16 protein-coding genes are annotated in these 19,852 nt (G+C 48.3%); 6 read left to right on the top strand and 10 right to left on the bottom strand.

Annotated elements, in window-relative coordinates; genetic code table 11:
* Positions 1 to 5: 5 nt before the first annotated feature.
* From kce to H8K52_RS03180, 7 genes are all read right to left on the bottom strand, one after another.
* Positions 6 to 827, bottom strand: coding sequence for a 3-keto-5-aminohexanoate cleavage enzyme (gene kce, locus H8K52_RS03210; RefSeq protein WP_186921366.1), 822 nt, complete (start codon positions 825 to 827; stop codon positions 6 to 8).
* A gap of 850 nt (positions 828 to 1,677) precedes the next feature.
* Positions 1,678 to 2,085: a 3-aminobutyryl-CoA ammonia lyase gene (gene kal, locus H8K52_RS03205; RefSeq protein WP_186892694.1), complete on the bottom strand. Its 408-nt coding sequence runs from the start codon at positions 2,083 to 2,085 to the stop codon at positions 1,678 to 1,680.
* A gap of 208 nt (positions 2,086 to 2,293) precedes the next feature.
* Positions 2,294 to 3,058 carry a lysine 5,6-aminomutase subunit beta gene (gene kamE / locus H8K52_RS03200; RefSeq protein ID WP_246464244.1) on the bottom strand — a complete coding sequence of 255 codons (765 nt, stop codon included), beginning with the start codon at positions 3,056 to 3,058 and terminating at the stop codon, positions 2,294 to 2,296.
* Positions 3,059 to 3,068: 10 nt separating this feature from the next.
* Positions 3,069 to 4,643 (bottom strand): lysine 5,6-aminomutase subunit alpha, encoded by a 1,575-nt coding sequence (gene kamD / locus H8K52_RS03195; RefSeq protein ID WP_186921364.1) that lies wholly within the window; start codon positions 4,641 to 4,643, stop codon positions 3,069 to 3,071.
* On the bottom strand, positions 4,640 to 5,749 hold the full coding sequence (gene kamB, locus H8K52_RS03190) for a lysine 5,6-aminomutase reactivase subunit KamB (RefSeq protein ID WP_186921362.1): 1,110 nt from the start codon (positions 5,747 to 5,749) through the stop codon (positions 4,640 to 4,642). The genes kamD and kamB overlap by 4 nt, the downstream gene beginning before the upstream one ends.
* 21 nt (positions 5,750 to 5,770) lie before the next feature.
* A complete protein-coding gene (kdd, locus tag H8K52_RS03185; RefSeq protein ID WP_186921360.1) occupies positions 5,771 to 6,817 on the bottom strand; it encodes an L-erythro-3,5-diaminohexanoate dehydrogenase in 1,047 nt (348 codons plus the stop codon).
* Positions 6,818 to 7,032: 215 nt separating this feature from the next.
* On the bottom strand, positions 7,033 to 8,214 hold the full coding sequence (locus H8K52_RS03180) for a KamA family radical SAM protein (RefSeq protein ID WP_186921358.1): 1,182 nt from the start codon (positions 8,212 to 8,214) through the stop codon (positions 7,033 to 7,035).
* A gap of 184 nt (positions 8,215 to 8,398) precedes the next feature.
* Between H8K52_RS03180 and H8K52_RS03175 the strand changes: the two genes are divergently transcribed.
* Positions 8,399 to 8,842: an Lrp/AsnC family transcriptional regulator gene (locus H8K52_RS03175; RefSeq protein WP_222612449.1), complete on the top strand. Its 444-nt coding sequence runs from the start codon at positions 8,399 to 8,401 to the stop codon at positions 8,840 to 8,842.
* An 83-nt stretch (positions 8,843 to 8,925) separates the two neighbouring features.
* On the opposite strand, the gene pbpC is transcribed toward H8K52_RS03175, so the two are convergent.
* The 3 genes from pbpC to H8K52_RS03160 all read right to left on the bottom strand — a co-directional run bounded on the left by pbpC (position 8,926) and on the right by H8K52_RS03160 (position 12,976).
* Complete coding sequence (pbpC, locus tag H8K52_RS03170) at positions 8,926 to 11,310, bottom strand: penicillin-binding protein 1C (RefSeq protein ID WP_186921356.1); 2,385 nt, start codon at positions 11,308 to 11,310, stop codon at positions 8,926 to 8,928.
* A gap of 159 nt (positions 11,311 to 11,469) precedes the next feature.
* Positions 11,470 to 11,925 (bottom strand): hypothetical protein, encoded by a 456-nt coding sequence (locus tag H8K52_RS03165; protein WP_186921354.1) that lies wholly within the window; start codon positions 11,923 to 11,925, stop codon positions 11,470 to 11,472.
* 148 nt (positions 11,926 to 12,073) lie between these two features.
* Positions 12,074 to 12,976: a LysR family transcriptional regulator gene (locus H8K52_RS03160; protein ID WP_186921352.1), complete on the bottom strand. Its 903-nt coding sequence runs from the start codon at positions 12,974 to 12,976 to the stop codon at positions 12,074 to 12,076.
* Positions 12,977 to 13,461: 485 nt separating this feature from the next.
* Here H8K52_RS03160 and H8K52_RS03155 point away from each other — a divergent pair, with 485 nt between their 5' ends.
* The 5 genes from H8K52_RS03155 to H8K52_RS03135 all read left to right on the top strand — a co-directional run bounded on the left by H8K52_RS03155 (position 13,462) and on the right by H8K52_RS03135 (position 19,734).
* Positions 13,462 to 15,747 (top strand): TonB-dependent receptor, encoded by a 2,286-nt coding sequence (locus H8K52_RS03155; RefSeq protein ID WP_186921350.1) that lies wholly within the window; start codon positions 13,462 to 13,464, stop codon positions 15,745 to 15,747.
* A 96-nt stretch (positions 15,748 to 15,843) separates the two neighbouring features.
* On the top strand, positions 15,844 to 16,812 hold the full coding sequence (locus tag H8K52_RS03150) for an alpha/beta fold hydrolase (RefSeq protein ID WP_246464243.1): 969 nt from the start codon (positions 15,844 to 15,846) through the stop codon (positions 16,810 to 16,812).
* A gap of 109 nt (positions 16,813 to 16,921) precedes the next feature.
* Positions 16,922 to 18,145 (top strand): substrate-binding domain-containing protein, encoded by a 1,224-nt coding sequence (locus H8K52_RS03145; RefSeq protein WP_186921348.1) that lies wholly within the window; start codon positions 16,922 to 16,924, stop codon positions 18,143 to 18,145.
* A 22-nt stretch (positions 18,146 to 18,167) separates the two neighbouring features.
* Positions 18,168 to 18,974, top strand: coding sequence for an ABC transporter ATP-binding protein (locus H8K52_RS03140; RefSeq protein ID WP_186921346.1), 807 nt, complete (start codon positions 18,168 to 18,170; stop codon positions 18,972 to 18,974).
* Positions 18,967 to 19,734 carry an ABC transporter ATP-binding protein gene (locus H8K52_RS03135; protein ID WP_186921344.1) on the top strand — a complete coding sequence of 256 codons (768 nt, stop codon included), beginning with the start codon at positions 18,967 to 18,969 and terminating at the stop codon, positions 19,732 to 19,734. Before H8K52_RS03140 ends, H8K52_RS03135 begins: the two co-directional genes overlap by 8 nt.
* Positions 19,735 to 19,852 lie beyond the last annotated feature (118 nt).

The raw sequence follows: 19,852 nt of genomic DNA, 5'->3' as shown, positions 1-19,852 counted from the left end.
ACGCCTCAAGCCCGTGCAGGCATCCCCAAAATCTTACGCGCTTCATCCGGCGTTGCAACCGCACGATCATGTTCACGACTGATGCGTGCCACACGCTCTACTAATTGTGCATTGCTATTGGCAAGTTCGCCTTTGCGGTAGTACACATTGTCTTCAAAACCAACACGCACGTGACCACCAAGAATAATCGCCATCGTTGCTAATGGCAATTGGGCAGCACCAATACCCGCTACCGTCCAACTTGCATCAGCGGGCAATTGCGAACGCATATACATCAATGCCTCTGGCGTACCAGCCATCGCACCGGGAATGCCGAGTACGAAATCCACGTGTAATGGCGCGGTGATTAAGCCTTTTTTCAACCAGCGATTCACGGTCGTGATCATGCCGGTGTCGAATACTTCATACTCGATTTTGACGCCCAAGTCTTTCATAGTCGTCGCGAAGATATCCATATCGTCGGGATGATTCATGAATACATCATTACCGAAATTGACGGAGCCCATAGACAGGGTTGCCATTTCTGGTTTGAGTGTGACTGGTGCGAGGCGTTCCTGTGCAGTCATGCCAACTGCACCACCCGTTGAAACCTGTACGATCACATCGCAACGTTCGCGTACTTTGGTGATGATTTGGCGATAGACTTCTTTGTCTTGGGTTGGTGTGCCGTCATCGTAGCGACCATGTACGTGGACGATGGCGGCACCGGCTTTGGCGCATTCGAACGCGGCATCGGCGATTTCGTCTGGGGTGATGGGGAGATTGGGTTGTTGTTCGCGGGTGACTTCTGCGCCTGTTAGTGCGGCTGTGATGATGAGTTTTTCCATGATTTTTGTCTCTTTATTCAGTACATTCTTTGCGCATTCTTGCACAGACTTTTTAATTTATTTGTAGGGCGGGTGCAACCCGCGCTGTTTCTTCTTTTGTACTTCGTTTTCGCGTTCGCATTTACTCGTCCTTCACAAGTCTGCATTTTCTATACTTCGTTTTCTCGTTCGAGCTTTCTCATCGTTCACTGGTCGGGTGTGGCCCGACAGCCAATTACCTTTTTTGCTTCGCCAAAAAAGGTAATCCAAAAAAGGCGACCGTAGACTCGCCCCTTCGGGGTGCTTACGCTTCGCTTCAGCATAATTTGCGCATCACAAAAAATGGGAAAGTGTTGAAACTCGCTACGCTCAGACAACAACACTTTCTTATCCATTTTCTGTGAAGCGCAAATTACATCGTCTCAAACGAGGGTAGGTCAAAAGCAACGACCTACAACCGCTATTAGAAAACTTAATGCCGTCGGTACTGATTGTTTTGATGTTGCCGTTGCTTTTGACGTTGCTTTTGACGTTGTTTTTGACTTTGACTTTCATCCACTTCTGACACTGCCAATTGTGCGGGACAGAAAATGGATAAAGAAAGTGTCGTTGTCTGAGCGAAGCGAGTTTCGACACTTTCCCATTTTTTGTCCCGCACAATTGGGAAGCCGAAGGCCAGTGGCAGCGTGGTCGCCTTTTTTGGGTTACCTTTTTTGGCGAAGCAAAAAAGGTAACTGGCTGTCGGGCCACCCCCGACCTACTAAACCACAAGCAACAAGTAACGTCAAATCAAAACCCAAACAACACAGCGCGGGTTGCACCCGCCCTACAAAAATCACATCACAACAACCTCAAACCAAGCAAAAACAGATCAGCGTTTAATCCGCTGAAAATCCGCAGGCACCACACAGGTCCCAGAAGCCTTACAAACAACAACAGGCTCAGCCAACACATCAGCAGCAGAAACCTGACCAGCAATCTTCGCAGGAGAAATCACCTTACGCGCTTCAAACTCCATCTTACGTGAAGTCTTGCCCATAGAAACAATACGACCCGTCGCTTCAATATAATCACCAGCAAACACCGGTGCCATAAATTGCACATTATCGTAGGCCACAAACAAACCTTCATCGCCATCACTACGAATTAACAATTCTGTCGCCACATCGCCAAACAAATTCAACATCTTCGCGCCATCAACCAGATCACCTGCATAGTGCGCATCGTGCGAACCCATACGCAGGCGAATCAAACTCGTGTACTTGGATAAATCTTCCATCATTACCTCTTTTTAATTGTGATCAACACTCCCTTCTCCCGCAAGCGGGAGAAGGGTTGGGGATGAGGGTGATTCTAATTCGGATAAAATAATTTTAAATAAAAAACCATTCTGCACCGAAGTCTTTTGATCACTGAGGGCTTCATCGCTTCTGAACCACCCTCACCCTAGCCCTCTCCCGCTTGCGGGAGAGGGGATATACACTCCATTAAGCAGCGTGACGCTTAATCCATTCATGAATCGCAAACGATGCCACATCTTCTGCATACGACTTAGTACCAAAGCCAGCATCGTAGCCAAGTTCCTTCGCCAATTCATGACTAATACGCGGACCACCAACGACCAAGATCACCTTATCACGCAAGCCTTCGGCTTCTAACAAGTCGGACAACTTAGTCAAATTATCGAGGTGAATATTTTTCTGCGTCACGACTTGCGACACCAAAATCACGTCGGCTTTTTCTTCGATGGCACGTGCGATCAATTCTTCGGAATCGACCTGCGCACCCATATTGATGGCGCGCACTTCGTGATAACTCTCTAAGCCTTTGTGACCGTTGTAGCCCTTCATATTCATGATCGCGTCAATGCCAACGGTGTGCGCATCAGTTTCAATACATGCACCAATCACGACCATACGACGACCCATTTTCTCGGCGATCAAAGCATCGATCGCATATTTATCGAGCGTTTCGTATTCTGGCTTCACCACTTGGAAGCTAGACAAATCGACCTGATGTTTGCACTGACCGTAGACCACGTAAAAACTAAAACCTTTACCCATGTCCTCGCAATGTACGACAGCGGGTTCTTCCAAGCCCATCAACAAAGCTAGGCGCTTCGCGCCTTCTTTGGAAGTTTCATCGAGTGCCACTGGCAAAGTAAATGAGACCTGTACACGACCATCGTTCATGGTGTCGCCGTAAGGTTTGACCCATTGTTCTGGTTTTTTGATATCAGCCATTGTTGTCATGTTTTTCTCCTTACGCTGCTTGTGTTGGCAACTTCGTTGGCAACTTCGTTGACAACATCAATTGTGGGAATGGATTGTAGTAATCCGCGGCTTTAGTGATCACGCCAGCCAAACCTTTACCGCCAGTTGGTGTACGTGAGATCTCTGCAAAGGTGCCCTTACCAATCGCTGCTGACAAACCCATTTTTTCTATCTCTGCCAAGATACTTTCTGTCTCTGCTAAAACTTCTTGCGCACGTGTTTCTATCTTGCCGCCTGATTTGAATTCGATCTCAGAATGCAAATCCTTCATAGTACCGAACACATATTTCGCGTTTTGAATCGCTAAGAAACGATCTTGAATGAAAGGCGTATGAATCGCTTCGGTCATCATGCCGAGCAAGTGAATATTTTGATTGGTGACGGTGCTGACGATATTGAACAAGGTGTCCTGTACCTGACCTTTGAAAATATTACCTGTCATATGCTTAGTTGGCGGCATGTATTTCAATGCAGCATCAGGGAAAACCTGACGCACTAATTGGGCATGTGCCATTTCCCACAAGAAGCCGTTTTCTAATTCAGGGTGAATTTCAAATGCATGGCCGAGGCCCATTTGATCTGGCTGCAAGCCTGACAAATAGGCGAACTGTTCGTTAATTAACTGCGAAGCCAAAACGGTGTGTGCAGCTTCATAAGCATCGGCCGTCGTCAGGTAATTATCTTCACCCGTATTGATGATAATGCCTGCATAGGCGTTGACCATACGTGAGAAGAATTGATCAATGAAAGTACGCTTCATATTGATGTCGCGGAAGATGATGCCGTACATGGAATCATTGAGCATCATATCGAGACGTTCAATCGCACCCATCGCTGCAATCTCTGGCATACACAGACCGGAGCAGTAGTTCGTCAAACGAATATAACGACCGAGTTTTTCACCAACTTCATCCAAAGCGGCGCGCATCAATTTGAAGTTTTCTTGTGTCGCATACGTACCACCAAAACCTTCGGTGGTTGCGCCGTAAGGCACGTAGTCGAGCAAACTTTGACCGGTCGAACGAATCACCGCAATGATGTCAGCGCCTTGCTCGGCGGCAGCACGCGCTTGCACTACGTCTTCATAAATATTGCCTGTCGCGACGATCAGATACAGCCAAGGCGTTGGTGCTTCGCCCATCGTCTCAATCTGCTTAGCGCGGAAAGCGCGTTGATTGGCGATACGTTCGCACATGATCGCCGCTTGCGCTTCGGTTGCCTTGCGCGCAGCATCTGCATCTTTTGGCAAAGCCAATGTCAACGTGCCTTTAGAAACCGCCTCGGCAACTTCTTGAGCCGTCATGTTATTTTCTTGCATAGCAGCGACCACGATCGGTGCCGCACCATGTTGCAATAGGTTTTGCGCTTGCAAATGATCAACGACCACGTTTGGCAAAGGCACATAATTTTCATCAATGCCGTCGATACCTAACAAACGCAAAGTCGCGCGTTCGACTGTCGTGGTGGTGTACTGTGACATTTCATCGAACACTTGACGTGCAATGCGGCGCGCTGAATCGCGTGCGCGATCGATTTGTGCCTGATCTAGTTGTAAATGGCTCATGCTGCTTCTCCTGTTTCTTTAATTTTTTCGTCCGATGTCGCTTCTAGTACAACGTCACATACGTCGTAACCGATGAAGGCATTCTTTGCCACATCCAAAAACTCAGCAGCTTCAAAGCTGCCACCCATGGGCGAAAATGGATTCAAGGTGATCCCGGTCAAATTAATACCACGATACCCGACCAATTTCGCACCAAGCTTTTGAAAGATCAATAAATCGGTGTTTTCTATAAATAATTTCGTGCCATCTGCAACAACTACAGTCAATGTCGGATGACGTTCCGCCAAGCTACTTAAGGCGCGCCACAATTGACGTCCAACTGCACCACTAACCGCAATCGTGCCCACATCGGCATCGATAAATTCCATCAACTTCGCGCCCGCATTCAAAGTAGCGATTTCTTCCAAGAAGAGTGTCTTACCGTCTTGATCCCAAATACCAACACCGCCTTGTGTGAACACGGCTTCGCATTGCGCCTTTATGCCATCGTCAGCTTGTTTGATGCCGAGGATACCAAGACGATCACGTGTCTTACGAATTACGTCTTGTATCCCGCCGCCGATTGCGGCACCGGTTGCCAGAATCACGCCATCAGCAATCGCTGGAGACGCATGGTGACTACGGCCTAAAGCACCGTCCAAAATCACTAAACTCGCGCCGCATTGACGTAGACGTGCGATCACTTTTAGCTGATCACTGCCGCGCGACGCGCCAGCGACTTCCATCTCACCGTATTCCAAGACTTTGACGACCAGAATCTCACCCATAGGGCTATCGATTTGGGTCGAATCGATTAACTTCCAACGCACCTTAGCGCGCTGCAAAGTCTCGCGTGCGGTAGCGACCAGATTGCCAGGCCACACCATGATCGGTGGCTTAGGGTTGAAAAATACTTGATCGCGGTCTTCACCATCACGACCAATCGAGGTCAAACCGATATCCACTTGCCCCGCCGCTGCTTGCGCTAGCACGTGATTCATCGCGACTGTCTTACCGGTATTTTTGGTCATACCCATGAGCGCCAAGGTTTGCATACCACTATCGTGGATGCGCTGCCAAAGCGGGCTGGTTTGTATATTGCTCAGAGTAGGATTTTTGAATTCCATCGTCGATGACTTTCTAAGCTATTAAACGTAGAGTTCGGTAAACAACTTGCGCAGTGTTTCACTCTCGCGCAATAAAGCCAATGAGTGCTCTGCATGACCAGTCGCGTAGCCATTACCAACGATCATTTCTACGTCTTTGCCAACGCCTTCCGCACCCAAGGCTGCTGCGGTAAAGCTAGTTGCCATCGAGAAGAAATAGATTTTGCCGTGCTGTTTGGTGGACAAGATGCTGCCCATTTCGGTGTTCTGAATATTTACACAGTTGATGACCAGATCCGCCATCGCGCCATTCGTCACATTGGACACAGCTTCCATCAACGCCAAAGCATTGGTCGCATCGACTTGCAAAGTATGATCAGCCCAACCTAAATCCTTCATGCGTTGGCAGTCTTTTTCGAACGGGGAAACGCCGATCACGCAACCATTTTTGCCTGCGCGTTTTTTTGCTTCATATACGCACAAAGTACCTGATTTTCCGCCGCCACCGATAACGACGACGGTGTCGCCTTCTTTCACCAAACGTGCTGTCTGCGCAGGCGCACCAGCCACATCCAAAATCGCCAATGCCATCTTTTCATCGATGTCTTCTGGCAGTTTGGCGTACAGGCCGGTTTCAAACAAAATCGCTTTACCCTTGATTTCAATCTGATCTTTTTGCATATGAATCTTGACGATTTCATCGATGCGCAATGGTGTCAAAGACAAAGACACCAACGTGGCAATCTTGTCGCCAACTTTCAGATCAATCTTGCCTGCGAGTGCAGAACCGATTTCTAAGATCGTACCAATCAACATACCGCCAGAACCCGTCACCGGATTGTGATGCTTACCGCGTTTCTCAACGATGCCTTTCACAATTTCCGCAACCTTAGCTTCATCGCCATTGGCTTCTTGTTTGATTTGCGTGAAGCTGGCAGCGTCGATGTTCAATGCAGAAACATCGATCAGGATTTCATTATCTGTGATCTCCATCGTGTTATCGATTTTCCATGCGCCTTGTGGCAGGACGCCTAGGGGTTCGATGACGCGGTGGATACCGTATGGGGAGCTTGGGGTTGTGAATGTCATGATGAGCAGAATGGGATAATTTGGTGGATGAGTGCAGCGGATATCCCCTCTCCCGCGAGCGGGAGAGGGTTAGGGTGAGGGTGGCTGAAATCGCTGCATCGCTGGAAAGAATCAATGCTGAAATTTACTCAATTAACGCCCGACATTCATTCCTGAACGCCCCTCATCCCCACCCTTCTCCCGCTTGCGGGAGAAGGGCTTCAAATGCCAGCTTCTTAGTTACTACGCGTAGGCAAGCTGAAGTCATGACCCAAGCCTGGCATATCGATAGTCATGCCTTTGTAGTTACGGCATTTCACCGTTGTACCGCTACCATCAGGTAATTCTTCTTCACGTACATAAGTTGGAATAATAGGCAATTTACCCAAGCCGCCCAAACCATCAACCACGAAGGTTGGTACTGCTGGACCACTGATCCAACCACGCAAACCTTCATACAATTCAATCATGCGGTGATGTGGCACGATGAAATGTGCTGCACCTTCCACCATATCTGTGGAATAAACGTAGTAAGGACGTACACCCATTTCGATCGTCTGCATGAACAAATCACGCATAACCATCACATCATCATTCACGCCTTTCAAACAGACCGTTTGCAAGCCCATCATGATGCCGGCTTTTTGTATCATCTTTACGCGTTGACGCAGCAAAGGTGTGATTTCTTTTGGATGGCCGATATGGATATTGATCATCTGTACGCGATGCTTTTCCAATACTGCGCACAACTCTGGTGTAACGCGTGTTGGCAATTGCACGACCATACGTGAACCCATACGCAAGAAGCGGACATGCGGTGCGCGACGGCGCAATTCGCCGAGGATGTAATCCAAACGCTCATCGGTAAATGTCAATGGATCACCACCAGACAAGAGCACGTCTTCAATCTCTGGATTGCTCGCGATGTAATCGATAGATGCTTCGATTTCGTCTTTAGCGACGGAGCCATCAGGCTGAGAAACCATACGCTTGCGTGTGCAGAAGCGGCACAAAGTTGCGCATGTATTCGATACCAAGAACAACACGCGACGTGGATAACGATGCACCACGCTAGTACCAGGAATCGTATCGCCCTCTTCACCTAATTGGTCCAAAGAGGTCGCGAAACCAGGGATAGTTTGCTCGTGATGAGAAGGCATGTATTGCAAACGGATAGGGCAATTAGGATCATCTTTATCCATCAGTTGCGCCATGTATGGCGTAATCGCCACCGCGAATTTTTTGTAGACTGTGTTATCCACGTCTTCCACATTATTCAAAACACCCATCAATTCGGAGTGATGAGAATAACGACGTGTGAACTGCTTTTGCCAAGATTCAGACTCTGGATCATAAGCGTCTAATTCCGCGCGTGTCAGTAATTTCTTGATTGGATTAAACTCGACTTTTTGGTCCATGATGTCTCTCTCTTTATATAAGGAATGCCAGCAGAATGTGATCGATACCCATGTGGGTGACAGGGGGATAGTGTAAAGAGGAGTTATGCCGCCACAAACGCACAAAACGACTTAAACAACAGACGAAAATCAGTCATAATGTATGACAATCAAACAAAGTGCCTGAAATTAGCCGAATTCCGCCATGCCAAACAAAATTGACCCACTCGACCAACAAATCATCGATTTACTCAAAGTGAATGCCCGCCTCCCCATCGTCGCAATGGCAAAGGCTCTAGGCTGCGCGCGTAGCACAGCTCAATTGCGTTTAAAGTCACTAGAAGATCGCGGCATTATCAGCGGCTACACGGTAGATATCTCGGTCAGCCGCAGCCGCCCCAGCATTCGGGCGATGGTATTGATTTCTATCGAATCGCAACACGAGCCAGAAATCATGCGCGCCCTCACCAAGCGGCATGAAATCATCAAACTCTATACCGTCAGCGGGCGCTATGATTTGTGTGCGATGCTATCAACCGAATCAACGCATGAGCTTGATGCCGTGATTGATAAGATACGGTTGATTAAAGGCGTGGTGGATACGTTTTCGACGATATTGTTGTCGACTAAGTTGGATAGACCGGAGTAATACCGACTAGCTAACTGTGATTTCACATTGCCGGTCGATTGTTAATCGCAACCAGTCTGGTCAACATAGCAAGCAGCATTAAGTTAATTCCGTTTATCCACTACAAAACTAACACTATCCACATGACCTGCGGCGTCAATAACGGTAATGCTGTGAGTACCGCTGGTACTGATAATAAAACTTTGACGCTTTTTGCCATTGGCATTTTCAGTTTGCTTACCATCCAATAGCCAATAATGTTGACCGGTGCCACCGACAGCGTCCAGGCTAATCGTCACATCTGACTTTCCTGGGGCGTTACGCAGTCGACTGCCTTGGTTAATTCCCATCAATTTAATACTGCCGATCACATTAAGCTGCACACAATTAGCAGCCCAAGGAACTAAACCCAGATCTTGTTTGCGTTGTGGACTAAGCCATGCTTCTAATAGTGCAGGCCAACGCGCCACCTCTGCTTGTTGTGATTGTTGATGACAACTTGGCGTGGTGCGTAGTTGCGTTTGCGGATCGATCCAGATGGTTTCTATCAGGCTGTTCGTCCGCAGACGATCAGGGAGCGTTGGTGGAATAGTGTCATTTAAGATCCATGCACTTCGTTTAACGTGACAGTGTGCCGCCGAGGTTTTATCAGCGGAAATCCCTAGCGGCCAACAAATTTGCGCAGTACTTACGGCGGCAGGTCTGGATTGTGAGGTGTAACTACGTGGTAACGCGAAAGCAATTTGCTGCAATAAGGGCGCTGCGACATTGGCACCAAAAAAACCGGGGTTCGGTGTACCATCAGGACGTCCGACCCACACACCCAAGGTGTAACGACCACTCACACCAACTGCCCAGGCATCGCGGAATCCATAGCTCGTTCCAGTTTTCCACGCTAAGCGGACACCGCTGCCGTCATCCTCTACAAAAGGTTGATCAGGATGTCCGCCAGTTTCCAAGATATTGCGAATAATAAAAGCAGCACCTGCACTCATCATTCTCGCTTCGCGCACTGGTGCATCGGGCGTGATGCGTGGTGCTCCCGCCATACCTGCCATAGCCAGAGAACGGTAGGCGCCGACTAACTCTTCCAAACTAGTGCCAGCACCACCGAGTATGATACTGAGGTTAGGCATGGCGTCTTTGGGAAGCCGCAAACGCAAACCAGCGCTTGACAAGCGTGCCGCAAAACGCGCAGATCCAATGCGATCAAGCAGGTCAACAGCAGGGACATTTAAGGATCTCTGCAAAGCCTCTGACACGCTCACCGGCCCTGAAAAATTCGCTTGAAAATTGCCAGGATCATAGCCACTGAATGACTGCGGTGTATCAGCCAATAAACTCTCGGAATGAATCAGCCCATCATCTAAAGCCATCGCGTACAGAAAAGGTTTTAGGGTCGAGCCCGGAGAACGGATTCCTCGCACCATATCGACATGATTAAAACGTCGTTCATCAGCAAAGTCGGCCGAGCCAGCATAGCCGAGCACTTCCATCGTCTTACTATCCATCACTAGCGCTGCCATCGACACGAAGCGAGGCAATTGACTCACTTTATCTACCAGCATCCGTTCCAGTAAAGTCTGCACCTCACGATCTAAAGTCGACTGTACGATGGTCGCTTCCCCGCCGATCTTTTTCACTTTTTGACGTTTCGCCGACTGCCGTAAACGCTCGGCAGCTAAGGGGGCAAGCCACGCTAAGCGGGGTGGATTAGCCCCAACTTTTTCAATCAAGGCATCATCAACTTCTGCTTGCGACCAATGCTGCAATTGCGCCATGCGCTTTAAAACTTTGTCGCGATACAATTGCGCGCGTGCGGGATGGCGATCTGGCCGTAAACGTGAAGGCGCTTGCGGCAATACCACCAATAATGCCGCTTCGGCAGCAGAAAGTTGCTTGGCGCTTTTGCCGAGATAACTGCGACTCGCCATTTCTACGCCTTCGACGATGCCACCCATTGGCGCGTGGTTCAAATACAAGGTGAGAATTTCTCGTTTGGATAAACGTATCTCTAATTGCAAGGCACGCGCAATTTGCTTGAGCTTGCCGGACATACTGCGCGGTACCGGCTCTAAAGCACGCGCCACTTGCATGCTTAAAGTTGAGCCGCCGGAGACGATCTCGCCATATCGCATCCATTGCCAAGCGGCACGCGTGAGTGCCAGTGGATTCACACCGAAATGCCAGTAAAACCAACGATCTTCGTAGGTCAATAAGGCGTCTAGATATTTTTCTGAAACTTTGTCAGGTGTCACAGGAAAACGCCAAACGCCATCGGCGTCTGGCCATGCTCGCAATGGCGTGCCATCTCGCGCCACCACCACCATCCCGGCTTCATCCTGCGGAATAGGCGGTGGAAAAACCTGATCGAACAAGAGCAAGCAGCTCAGTATCAATGCGCACGCGGCACGCCAAGGATAAGAACGACACCACACCAGCGACTGAAGTAATCTGGCACCTAACTTAAACGATGAAAATGATGCCATGAAAATTATACGTTTAACTTTAATCTAAAGAGAAAGCATTGTAGAAGCAATCAAAGATTCAGTGTTGCAAGAGCATGGACTACAAAACGCGACTGCAAAACGCTACTGCACTAGTGCCTGACTTATTACGGGAAGCATTGACCCCGTGAAAAACACGCGTTACTTGGTCGCCTTATCTATAGCCCTGTCCATCATCTTTTCTTGTATAGTCGGGCCCGAATTCGCGGTTAAAGCAGCGTTTTTTTCTGAAGGTGGTGGCAAAGAAAAACCTCGACTATCTTGCAATGTCAGTGAACGCGTCGTGTCATTACTGTCGAGACAATCGACATTGGAATACACGACTTTGCCCTTAATCTTGCATTTGCGTAGTCCTTCACCGAGTGTTGAAGAATCAGCGCTATTTGAAACGAGCCCCGCACCCTTTTTGACTTCTTGTTGAATGACACCCAGGGATTGCCCCCAACGATTAAAACTCGCCTGCATCGGCCATTGCGAAAAACGCATGTAATAGAGAACGCTCATACCTATGAGGCTAATCCCCATCATGAGCACAGCTGTCATCAATAAACTGATACCGCCAGACTGCTTTGCGAGTGAGAGGTGTACTCGTTTCATTTGGTGTTTTTTTTAAAAATAACAGGCTGAATTTTACACACAAATTGTCATGCATTTTATTAATGTATCAGTGCAACGGTGCTTAGGAAGCAAAATTTTTCACTTGTCTCCCAAAATTAAATTGATCATTGAATTGATTATCGGGCACTCAAGGAATAATAAACAAGGCAGGATTTTTCTCCGCCACATCACGCAACAAATTCCACACGACACGCACTCTCTGCAAGCGATACAGATCCGTGGGCGCGACCAAACAGAACGAACGCTCTGCATAAAAATTATTCTCTAAGACACGCACCAAACGACCATCGTCAGGTACCGCATAAGGTGGCGCTAGGATCAATCCCAAGCCCAACGCTGCGGCCTCACATTGGGCAGCCAAGCTAGTACAACACATACGGCGATGCGGTGTGAAGCCAAGTTCACCCATGTAGTTCAAGCCACTACTGGCTAATCGGTCCTGCACATAATCGACAAAGTCATGTTTGATTAAATCAGCATGCGCTGTGATCGGTGGGTGCTTAGCCAAATAAGAAGGCGCGCCGTAGATATACATGCGAAAGCTGGCTAAGCGCGTCACCATATAACGTCCAGTGCTCGGCGGATCTAACATCACACCGAGATCCGCTTCACGATTCGCCAGGTTAGCAAAGCGCGGTAGCAACAATAGATCCACGCTCAAATCAGGATGGGCTTGCAATAAGTCGACTAAGGCTGGTGCAACCACGCGTGAACCTAAAATCTCTGGTACGCCCAAACGTACAATCCCGCGCACAGAAATTTGCGCACCGGTCAATTCATCTTGTGCCGCGGTAACCGCGCTTTCCATCGCTTCGGCATGAGGCAATAAGGCGAGTCCCATTTCCGTCAATTGATAGCCCTCGCGACTACGATCAAACAGGGTTGCGCCTAGTTGTTCTTCGAGGCGATCAATGCGTCGTGCGACCGTTGTATGTTCCACCGACAAGCGTCGCGAGGTGCCAGACAAGGTACCTGTGCGAGCCAATTCTAGAAAGAAACGCAGATCGGTCCATTCGGGCAAAGTCGTCATCACATTCCTCAATTTCAGTATTTCGTCCAATTCCGCAAACAAGATTGCGCGGCGTGCTTTGATTGTGCATCAAAGCACATAAGTTTAGCAATCAACTTCAATTTAGTTAAAAATATTCTTTTATTAAGAGGAAAATGCGCCGAGTTGGCGCATCGATCAGATTGTTGCGCACTTACCACGTGCGTGCACTGCACAATATTGGGGCTTATTTCTGCCAAAACAGCGTAAATCGCCCATTTTTCTTCACAAACTACGCTTTTGATTGCAAATAACACATCAATGTGCATTTATGCACAGTGGGTGCGCAATAGCGCGGGTTTCTAAGCGCTTTGAATTCATACACACTCCAATCCGTGTTAATGCAATCGCATACCACCTGAAACGAATAAAACAGCAAGACCGCTTCGATAAGCCGCCCATTGCACATTCATTGCAAGCTTCGGTTTGATCGAAATAAAAGATATCGACAACTCTGGAGACAAATCATGACCTCATCCAAAAAATCACAAGGCAAACTTATTTTGCTAAGCCGTTCAGCAGCAGCCATTCTCGCCATTTATGGCAGCGGCGTTGGCTTTGCCCAAGCGCAAACTACCGACGCAGCAGTAAAAGCTGCCGACGACACACAAATTTCCAAAGTCGTCGTGAGCGCACGCCGCCGCGAAGAAACTCTGCAAGACGTACCTGTTTCTGTTACCGCGTATAGCGCCGATCAATTATCAAAAAGCGGCGTCGCCGATATCACTGGCTTGGTATTAACTTTGCCGAACACGACAATGAGCGCGTCACGCGGTACTAACTCCACACTAACATCCTTCATCCGCGGCGTAGGTCAACAAGATCCACTCGCCGGTTTTGAATCTGGCGTGGGTATCTATCTCGATGATATTTATCTGGCACGTCCACAAGGTGCGGTTGCTGATATTTATGATGTCGAACGCATCGAAGTTTTGCGTGGACCACAAGGCACTTTGTATGGTCGTAACACCATCGGTGGCGCGGTCAAATATGTGACACGCAAAATGGGACCAGCGACTGATGTGCGCTTAAAAGCCTCGGTTGGTAGCTATGGTCAAATGGATGGTGTATTGACAGCAAGCACTGCATTATCAGACACAGTACGCGTTGGCGGAACGCTAGCAAAATTCAAACGCAATGGTTTCGGTACTAACTTCACGACAGGTGAAGACAACTACAACAAAGATGTATCCGCAGCGCGCTTAAGCGCAGAGTTTTTGCCAAACAGTTCTTTGTTCATCCGCGTTTCTGCGGACACCAGCCAAGACGATTCCAATCCTAAACACGGTCATCGTTTAACCGTCGGCAAAATCAGTGGCGCACCAGTCTTGAGTAATGTGTATGACACCCGAGCTAACTTGAACACCGCGCTCGGTCGCAAACAACAAGTGACACAAAGCGGCATTTCTGCTTTAGTCGAATATCAGCTCGAATCGGATCTGATGTTGAAATCGGTCACATCATCGCGTCATGACACTTCGTATGCGCCGATTGATTTCGACTCATTGGGCACTGTCGATTTTGACGTACCAGCACAGTATAAAAACAAACAGTTCAGCCAGGAATTTCAGTTGACCTACACTGGCAAAGCCTTCCAAGGTGTGGCTGGCGTCTACTATATTGATGCGAATGCGTACAATAAATTTGACGTGCGCCTACTCGGCACTTCCACTTTTACGGAAGGCGATATCGATACTAAAGCTTGGGCAGCTTTCGCTGATGTCAGTTTTGATTTGAGTAAAGACCTGAACCTCTCGGTTGGCGGTCGTTACACTGTCGATAAACGCGAAGCCAGTATCTTGCGTCAAATCTATTTGGGTACAGCGGGTTCTCCTGGCATGGGCAATGCAGCGGCTGTCTTGTTCAGAACCGATACCAATTTAACGAAATCCGATTTACATCGTGAAGACAAAAAATTCACACCACGCATTTCCCTCGGCTGGAAAGCTAGCGCGGATCAAAACGTTTACGCTTCTTGGACCGAAGGTTTTAAAGGCGGTGGTTTCGATCCACGTATGAATTTGGTTGGTTCCAAACTCACTTTGGACAAAGCGAAACAAGGTTTCTTGCCAGAGCAAATCAGTACCTTTGAAATTGGTCTGAAATCAGCTTTTGCTAAAAATACCGTGTTGACGAACGTCGCGGTTTTCCATAGCGATTACAAAGATGTGCAAATCCCTGGCTCAGTCGCGATTGATACGAATGGTGATGGCAAAGACGATAGCTTCGCGGGTGTGACAACCAACGCCGGTAAAGCCAAGATCGATGGTGTCGAACTCGAAGCGACAGCCCGTTTGACCGACGCATTTAGCATGTCAGGCATGTTCAGCTACATCGATGCCAAGTATACGAAGTATGTCGGCGCAGGGAACATCGACGTCGCTCATTTACGCGTATTCCAAAACACACCAAAACAAACAGCCAGCATCCGTGCTAACTACGATTGGGATATGGCGATGTTGGGCAATTCTGGCAAACTCACTTTGAGCAGTGGCTTGGCATTCCGTGGCAAGACTTATCAGTTCGAAACACCAACACCTATCCTCGATCAAGACAGTTACAAGCTGTGGGATGCTAGCTTAGTTTGGAGCCGTTCTGACAATCGCGTACGCGTTGGCTTGCATGGCAAAAACTTGAATGATGCCCGTTACAAAGTGGCTGGTTATTTGTTCCCAACTTTGGGTGAAGGCAGCACCACCGCCTTCTACGGCAATCCACGCACTTACACTTTGACTTTGGACTATCGTTTCTAAAACGGAGATAGGTGGCGACTCTGGTATGCAGTCGCCATGATCTCAATCACGTTTTAGAAAATTTGCGACCAGCTCATAGCTGGGCTGGTCGTTTTTTTGCCAAGTTCTCGTGCTGCCGGGCAGCTGCTATTCACCGATACAAAATTCAAAAAATTCAGCAAACTCAACACTTTCAATTTGGGCTTGAATATCGTGAGCGATTACAAAGACGTTTATTTCACTAGCAAAGATGGTCTGCGTTTGTATGCACGCGACTATGCTGCAGCCCAGCCCTCTTCAAAATTGCCGGTCATTTGCATTCATGGCCTGACCCGTAATTCAGCAGACTTTAATGAATTGGCGCCCTTACTTGCGCAACAAGGCCGTCGCGTCATTGCCGTCGATGTCCGTGGTCGTGGTCGTTCACAACGTGCTGACAAAGTCGCACATTACCACCCTTGGGTGTATGCAAATGACATCGTAAGTCTGGCAGAGCAACTTGGTATTAATCGCGCCGTATTCATCGGCACTTCGATGGGTGGCTTAATTACGATGACGCTGGCGCTGCGCAAATCTAAGCTCATCGCAGCAGCGGTATTGAACGATGTCGGTCCGAAGCTGTCACAAAAAGGCTTAGACCGAATCGCTGGATACGCTGGTGACGGTATGCACTGCGCCAACTGGGAGCAAGCACGCAACTACATCAAGTACATTAATCAATCTGCGTTCCCTCATAATACCGATGAAGAATGGGACAAGTGGGCGCGCCGTGCTTTTGCCGAGAATGCGCAGGGCGAATTGGAATTGCAGTATGATCCTTTGATTGCAACACCACTCAAGACCGGCAAATTAAAAGCAACTTCATGGTTAGCGCGCTGGGCATTTAAGCGGTTGAGCAGAAATCGCCCGTGCCTATTGGTGCGTGGTTCCATTTCCGATTTATTAGAAGATGAGCAGGCAAATTATATGAAACAAGTTTGTCCGCAATTGCAGTATGTTGAAGTCCCACAAATCGGCCACGCGCCTATGCTGACCGAACCGGAAGCGCAACAAGCATTACAGAATTTTTTACAGCAAGTCGAATAATAAACACACAATAGAAATAGGACTTACGCAAAATTGCGCTAGCGAGGCGACAATAACGACGCTAGCGTCTGTCTTGCGTAAGTCCTAAGAAAATATAAAAGGAGCACACATGATTACCACTGACAAAAAGAGTCGCAACTTCCAACTCAAGCAACTCGCTCTCAGTCTTGGCTTAGGATTTAGTTTGATTGCCAGTGCAGGCGCAGCGCTCGCACAAGACATCAAGATCGCCCTGATCGCGGGTAAGACAGGTGCATTGGAACCGTATGCCAAAGAAACCGAAACCGGTTTCATGATGGGCCTGGAATATCTGACCGGTGGCAAAATGGAAGTCAACGGCAAGAAGATCAAGGTCATCATCAAAGACGATCAAAGCAAACCCGATATGGGCCGTGCATTATTAGCGGAAGCCTATGGTGACGATAAAGTCGATATCGCAGTCGGTACGACCTCGTCTGGTTCTGCTTTAGCGATGTTGCCAGTAGCGGAAGAATACAAAAAAATCTTGATCGTTGAACCAGCAGTCGCCGACGCGATTACTGGCGACAAGTGGAATCGTTATATCTTCCGCACCAGCCGCAACTCTATGCAAGATGCCTTGGCGGCTGCCAGTACGATCAAGTCCGGCGGCAGTATTGCCTTCCTCAGTCAAGACAATGCCTTTGGCCGCGACGCCATCAAAGCTGCGAAAGAAGCACTGACAACGGCTGGTTCCAAAGCTAAAGTCGTGCACGAAGAATTCGCAGCACAAAACACGACAGATTTCACGGCACCAGCACAAAGAATTTTTGATGCTTTAAAAAATAAGCCAGAACCACGTCTCTTGCAAATCGTTTGGGCTGGGCCTAGCCCGATGAATAAATTGGCAGACTTAAAACCAGAGCGCTTCGGCATCAACTTGGCACCAGGCGGCAATATTTTGCCAGTGATGAAATTATGGAAATCGTATGCAGGGACACAGGGCACGATTTACTACTACTATGATTTCCCAAAAAACAAAATGAATGACTGGTTAGTTGCCGAGCACACCAAACGCTTTAAAGCACCACCAGATTTCTTTACCGCTGGTGGCTTCGCCGCAGCTAGTGCTGTATACACCGCATTGAGCAAAGCCCAATCCACCAATACCGAAAAACTGATTACGACGATGGAAGGCATGGAATTTGACACGCCAAAAGGCAAGATGAATTTCCGCAAAGACGATCATCAAGCACTGCAATCCATGTATCACTTCAAGATCAAAAAAGATCAGAAAAACGAATGGGATATTTTGGAATTGGTACGCGAAATTCCTGCTAGCGATATTCCTGTTCCAGTAAAAAACAAACGATAGTCAATCCTAGATCGCACAGCACATGCAAACCAGCAGCACATCCTCTGTTAGCACGCCACCTGTTAGCACACCTTCCTTGAGCACCCGCGACTTGAGCATCCACTTTGGTGGTCATGTCGCGGTCAATCAAGTGAGCGCGGATTTTTATCCGGGTAGCTTAACCGTCATTGTCGGACCAAATGGCGCAGGCAAAACCACCTACTTTAATTTGATCTCAGGTCAGCTCAATGCGAGTTCGGGTAGCGTCAGTTTATTCGGGCAAGACATTACTAAGTTCGGCGCAGCCAAACGTACGCGCGCTGGCATAGGTCGTGCGTTTCAATTGACGAATTTATTTCCGCATTTATCGGTGATGGAAAACGTGCGATTGGCTGTGCAAAGTCGTGCTGGTATAGGCTTAAATATCTTCTCGCTGTGGTCGAGCCATAAAGAATTGATACAACGCGCAGAACATTATCTCGAACGCGTGGCATTAGCGAATCGTCGCGATGACCGCGTGATCACTTTATCGCATGGTGACAAGCGCAAATTAGAAGTAGCGATCTTGTTAGCGCTGGAGCCAGAGATCATGATGTTTGATGAACCAACTGCCGGCATGAGCGTAGATGAAGTGCCCGTAGTTTTGAATCTGATTCAAGAAGTAAAAGCAGAAAAAAATAAAACCATCCTCTTAGTCGAACACAAAATGGATGTGGTGCGTTCCCTAGCCGACAGGATTATCGTTTTACATAACGGCACTTTGGTCGCCGATGGTGAACCAGCGACCGTGATGGCATCGGCCATCGTACAGGAAGCTTATTTAGGTAAAGGAGTCGCGCAAGATGTCTGATGCAGCAACTCAAGCTCCAGCAGGGCAAACTCAGGCAGCTCAAAAGCTGCTGGAGTTAAAAGGCGTCCATACACATATCGGCGAGTACCATATTTTGCAAGGTGTCGATCTGTGCGTGCCACGTGGCGGACTTGCCGTTTTATTAGGTCGCAATGGCGCGGGCAAAACCACCACGTTGCGCACCATCATGGGTTTATGGAAAGCCAGCCAAGGTAGCGTTCAATTTGACGGGCAAAATATTGCGGCACTCTCAACACCATCGATTGCGCAAGCTGGTATCGCTTATGTGCCAGAAAGTATGGCGATCTTCTCGGATCTAACTGTTAAAGAAAACCTGCATTTAGCGGCGCGCAATGGCGCGATGAATACCGAGCGACTCGAATGGATTTTTGGCTTCTTTCCCGCCTTGAAAAAATTCTGGAATTATCCCGCTGGTAATTTGTCAGGCGGTCAAAAACAAATGGTGGCAATTGCACGCGCCATGATAGAACCGCGCAAATTATTATTGGTCGATGAGCCAACCAAGGGCTTAGCACCGGCGATCATTCAAAGTCTGATGGAAGCCTTCAAGGAACTCAAGGCCAGCGATACCACCATCCTATTGGTCGAACAAAATTTCAACTTTGTGAAAAATTTGGGTGACACGGTTGCGGTCATGGACGATGGACGCGTGGTGCACACCGGAACAATGCGTGAACTGGCAGACAATGAAGACTTACAGCAGAAATTGCTGGGGTTGTCGTTGGCAAGCCATCAGTAAAAAAACACGGCAATAGTAGGACCTAGGACTTACGCAAAATTGCACGACGAGGCGAACACAACAACGCCAGCGTCTGTTTTGTGTAAGTCCAAGATAAATTAAGCGATAGGCAAATGAC

The organism is Affinundibacterium seohonense (assembly GCF_014284305.1).
GTDB classification, from domain to species: domain Bacteria; phylum Pseudomonadota; class Gammaproteobacteria; order Burkholderiales; family Burkholderiaceae_D; genus Undibacterium; species Undibacterium seohonense.
Note: the sequence above shows the minus strand (reverse complement) of the source record. Positions and strands in the feature narration are given on the sequence as shown.

Bases quoted from the DNA above. Each gene is read 5' to 3' on its own strand.
- kce (WP_186921366.1), bottom strand. From the start codon at position 827: ATGGAAAAACTCATCATCACAGCCGCACTAACAGGCGCAGAAGTCACC.
- kal (WP_186892694.1), bottom strand. From the start codon at position 2,085: ATGGAAGATTTATCCAAGTACACGAGTTTGATTCGCCTGCGTATGGGT.
- kamE (WP_246464244.1), bottom strand. From the start codon at position 3,058: ATGACAACAATGGCTGATATCAAAAAACCAGAACAATGGGTCAAACCT.
- kamD (WP_186921364.1), bottom strand. From the start codon at position 4,643: ATGAGCCATTTACAACTAGATCAGGCACAAATCGATCGCGCACGCGAT.
- kamB (WP_186921362.1), bottom strand. From the start codon at position 5,749: ATGGAATTCAAAAATCCTACTCTGAGCAATATACAAACCAGCCCGCTT.
- kdd (WP_186921360.1), bottom strand. From the start codon at position 6,817: ATGACATTCACAACCCCAAGCTCCCCATACGGTATCCACCGCGTCATC.
- H8K52_RS03180 (WP_186921358.1), bottom strand. From the start codon at position 8,214: ATGGACCAAAAAGTCGAGTTTAATCCAATCAAGAAATTACTGACACGC.
- H8K52_RS03175 (WP_222612449.1), top strand. From the start codon at position 8,399: ATGCCAAACAAAATTGACCCACTCGACCAACAAATCATCGATTTACTC.
- pbpC (WP_186921356.1), bottom strand. From the start codon at position 11,310: ATGGCATCATTTTCATCGTTTAAGTTAGGTGCCAGATTACTTCAGTCG.
- H8K52_RS03165 (WP_186921354.1), bottom strand. From the start codon at position 11,925: ATGAAACGAGTACACCTCTCACTCGCAAAGCAGTCTGGCGGTATCAGT.
- H8K52_RS03160 (WP_186921352.1), bottom strand. From the start codon at position 12,976: ATGACGACTTTGCCCGAATGGACCGATCTGCGTTTCTTTCTAGAATTG.
- H8K52_RS03155 (WP_186921350.1), top strand. From the start codon at position 13,462: ATGACCTCATCCAAAAAATCACAAGGCAAACTTATTTTGCTAAGCCGT.
- H8K52_RS03145 (WP_186921348.1), top strand. From the start codon at position 16,922: ATGATTACCACTGACAAAAAGAGTCGCAACTTCCAACTCAAGCAACTC.
- H8K52_RS03140 (WP_186921346.1), top strand. From the start codon at position 18,168: ATGCAAACCAGCAGCACATCCTCTGTTAGCACGCCACCTGTTAGCACA.
- H8K52_RS03135 (WP_186921344.1), top strand. From the start codon at position 18,967: ATGTCTGATGCAGCAACTCAAGCTCCAGCAGGGCAAACTCAGGCAGCT.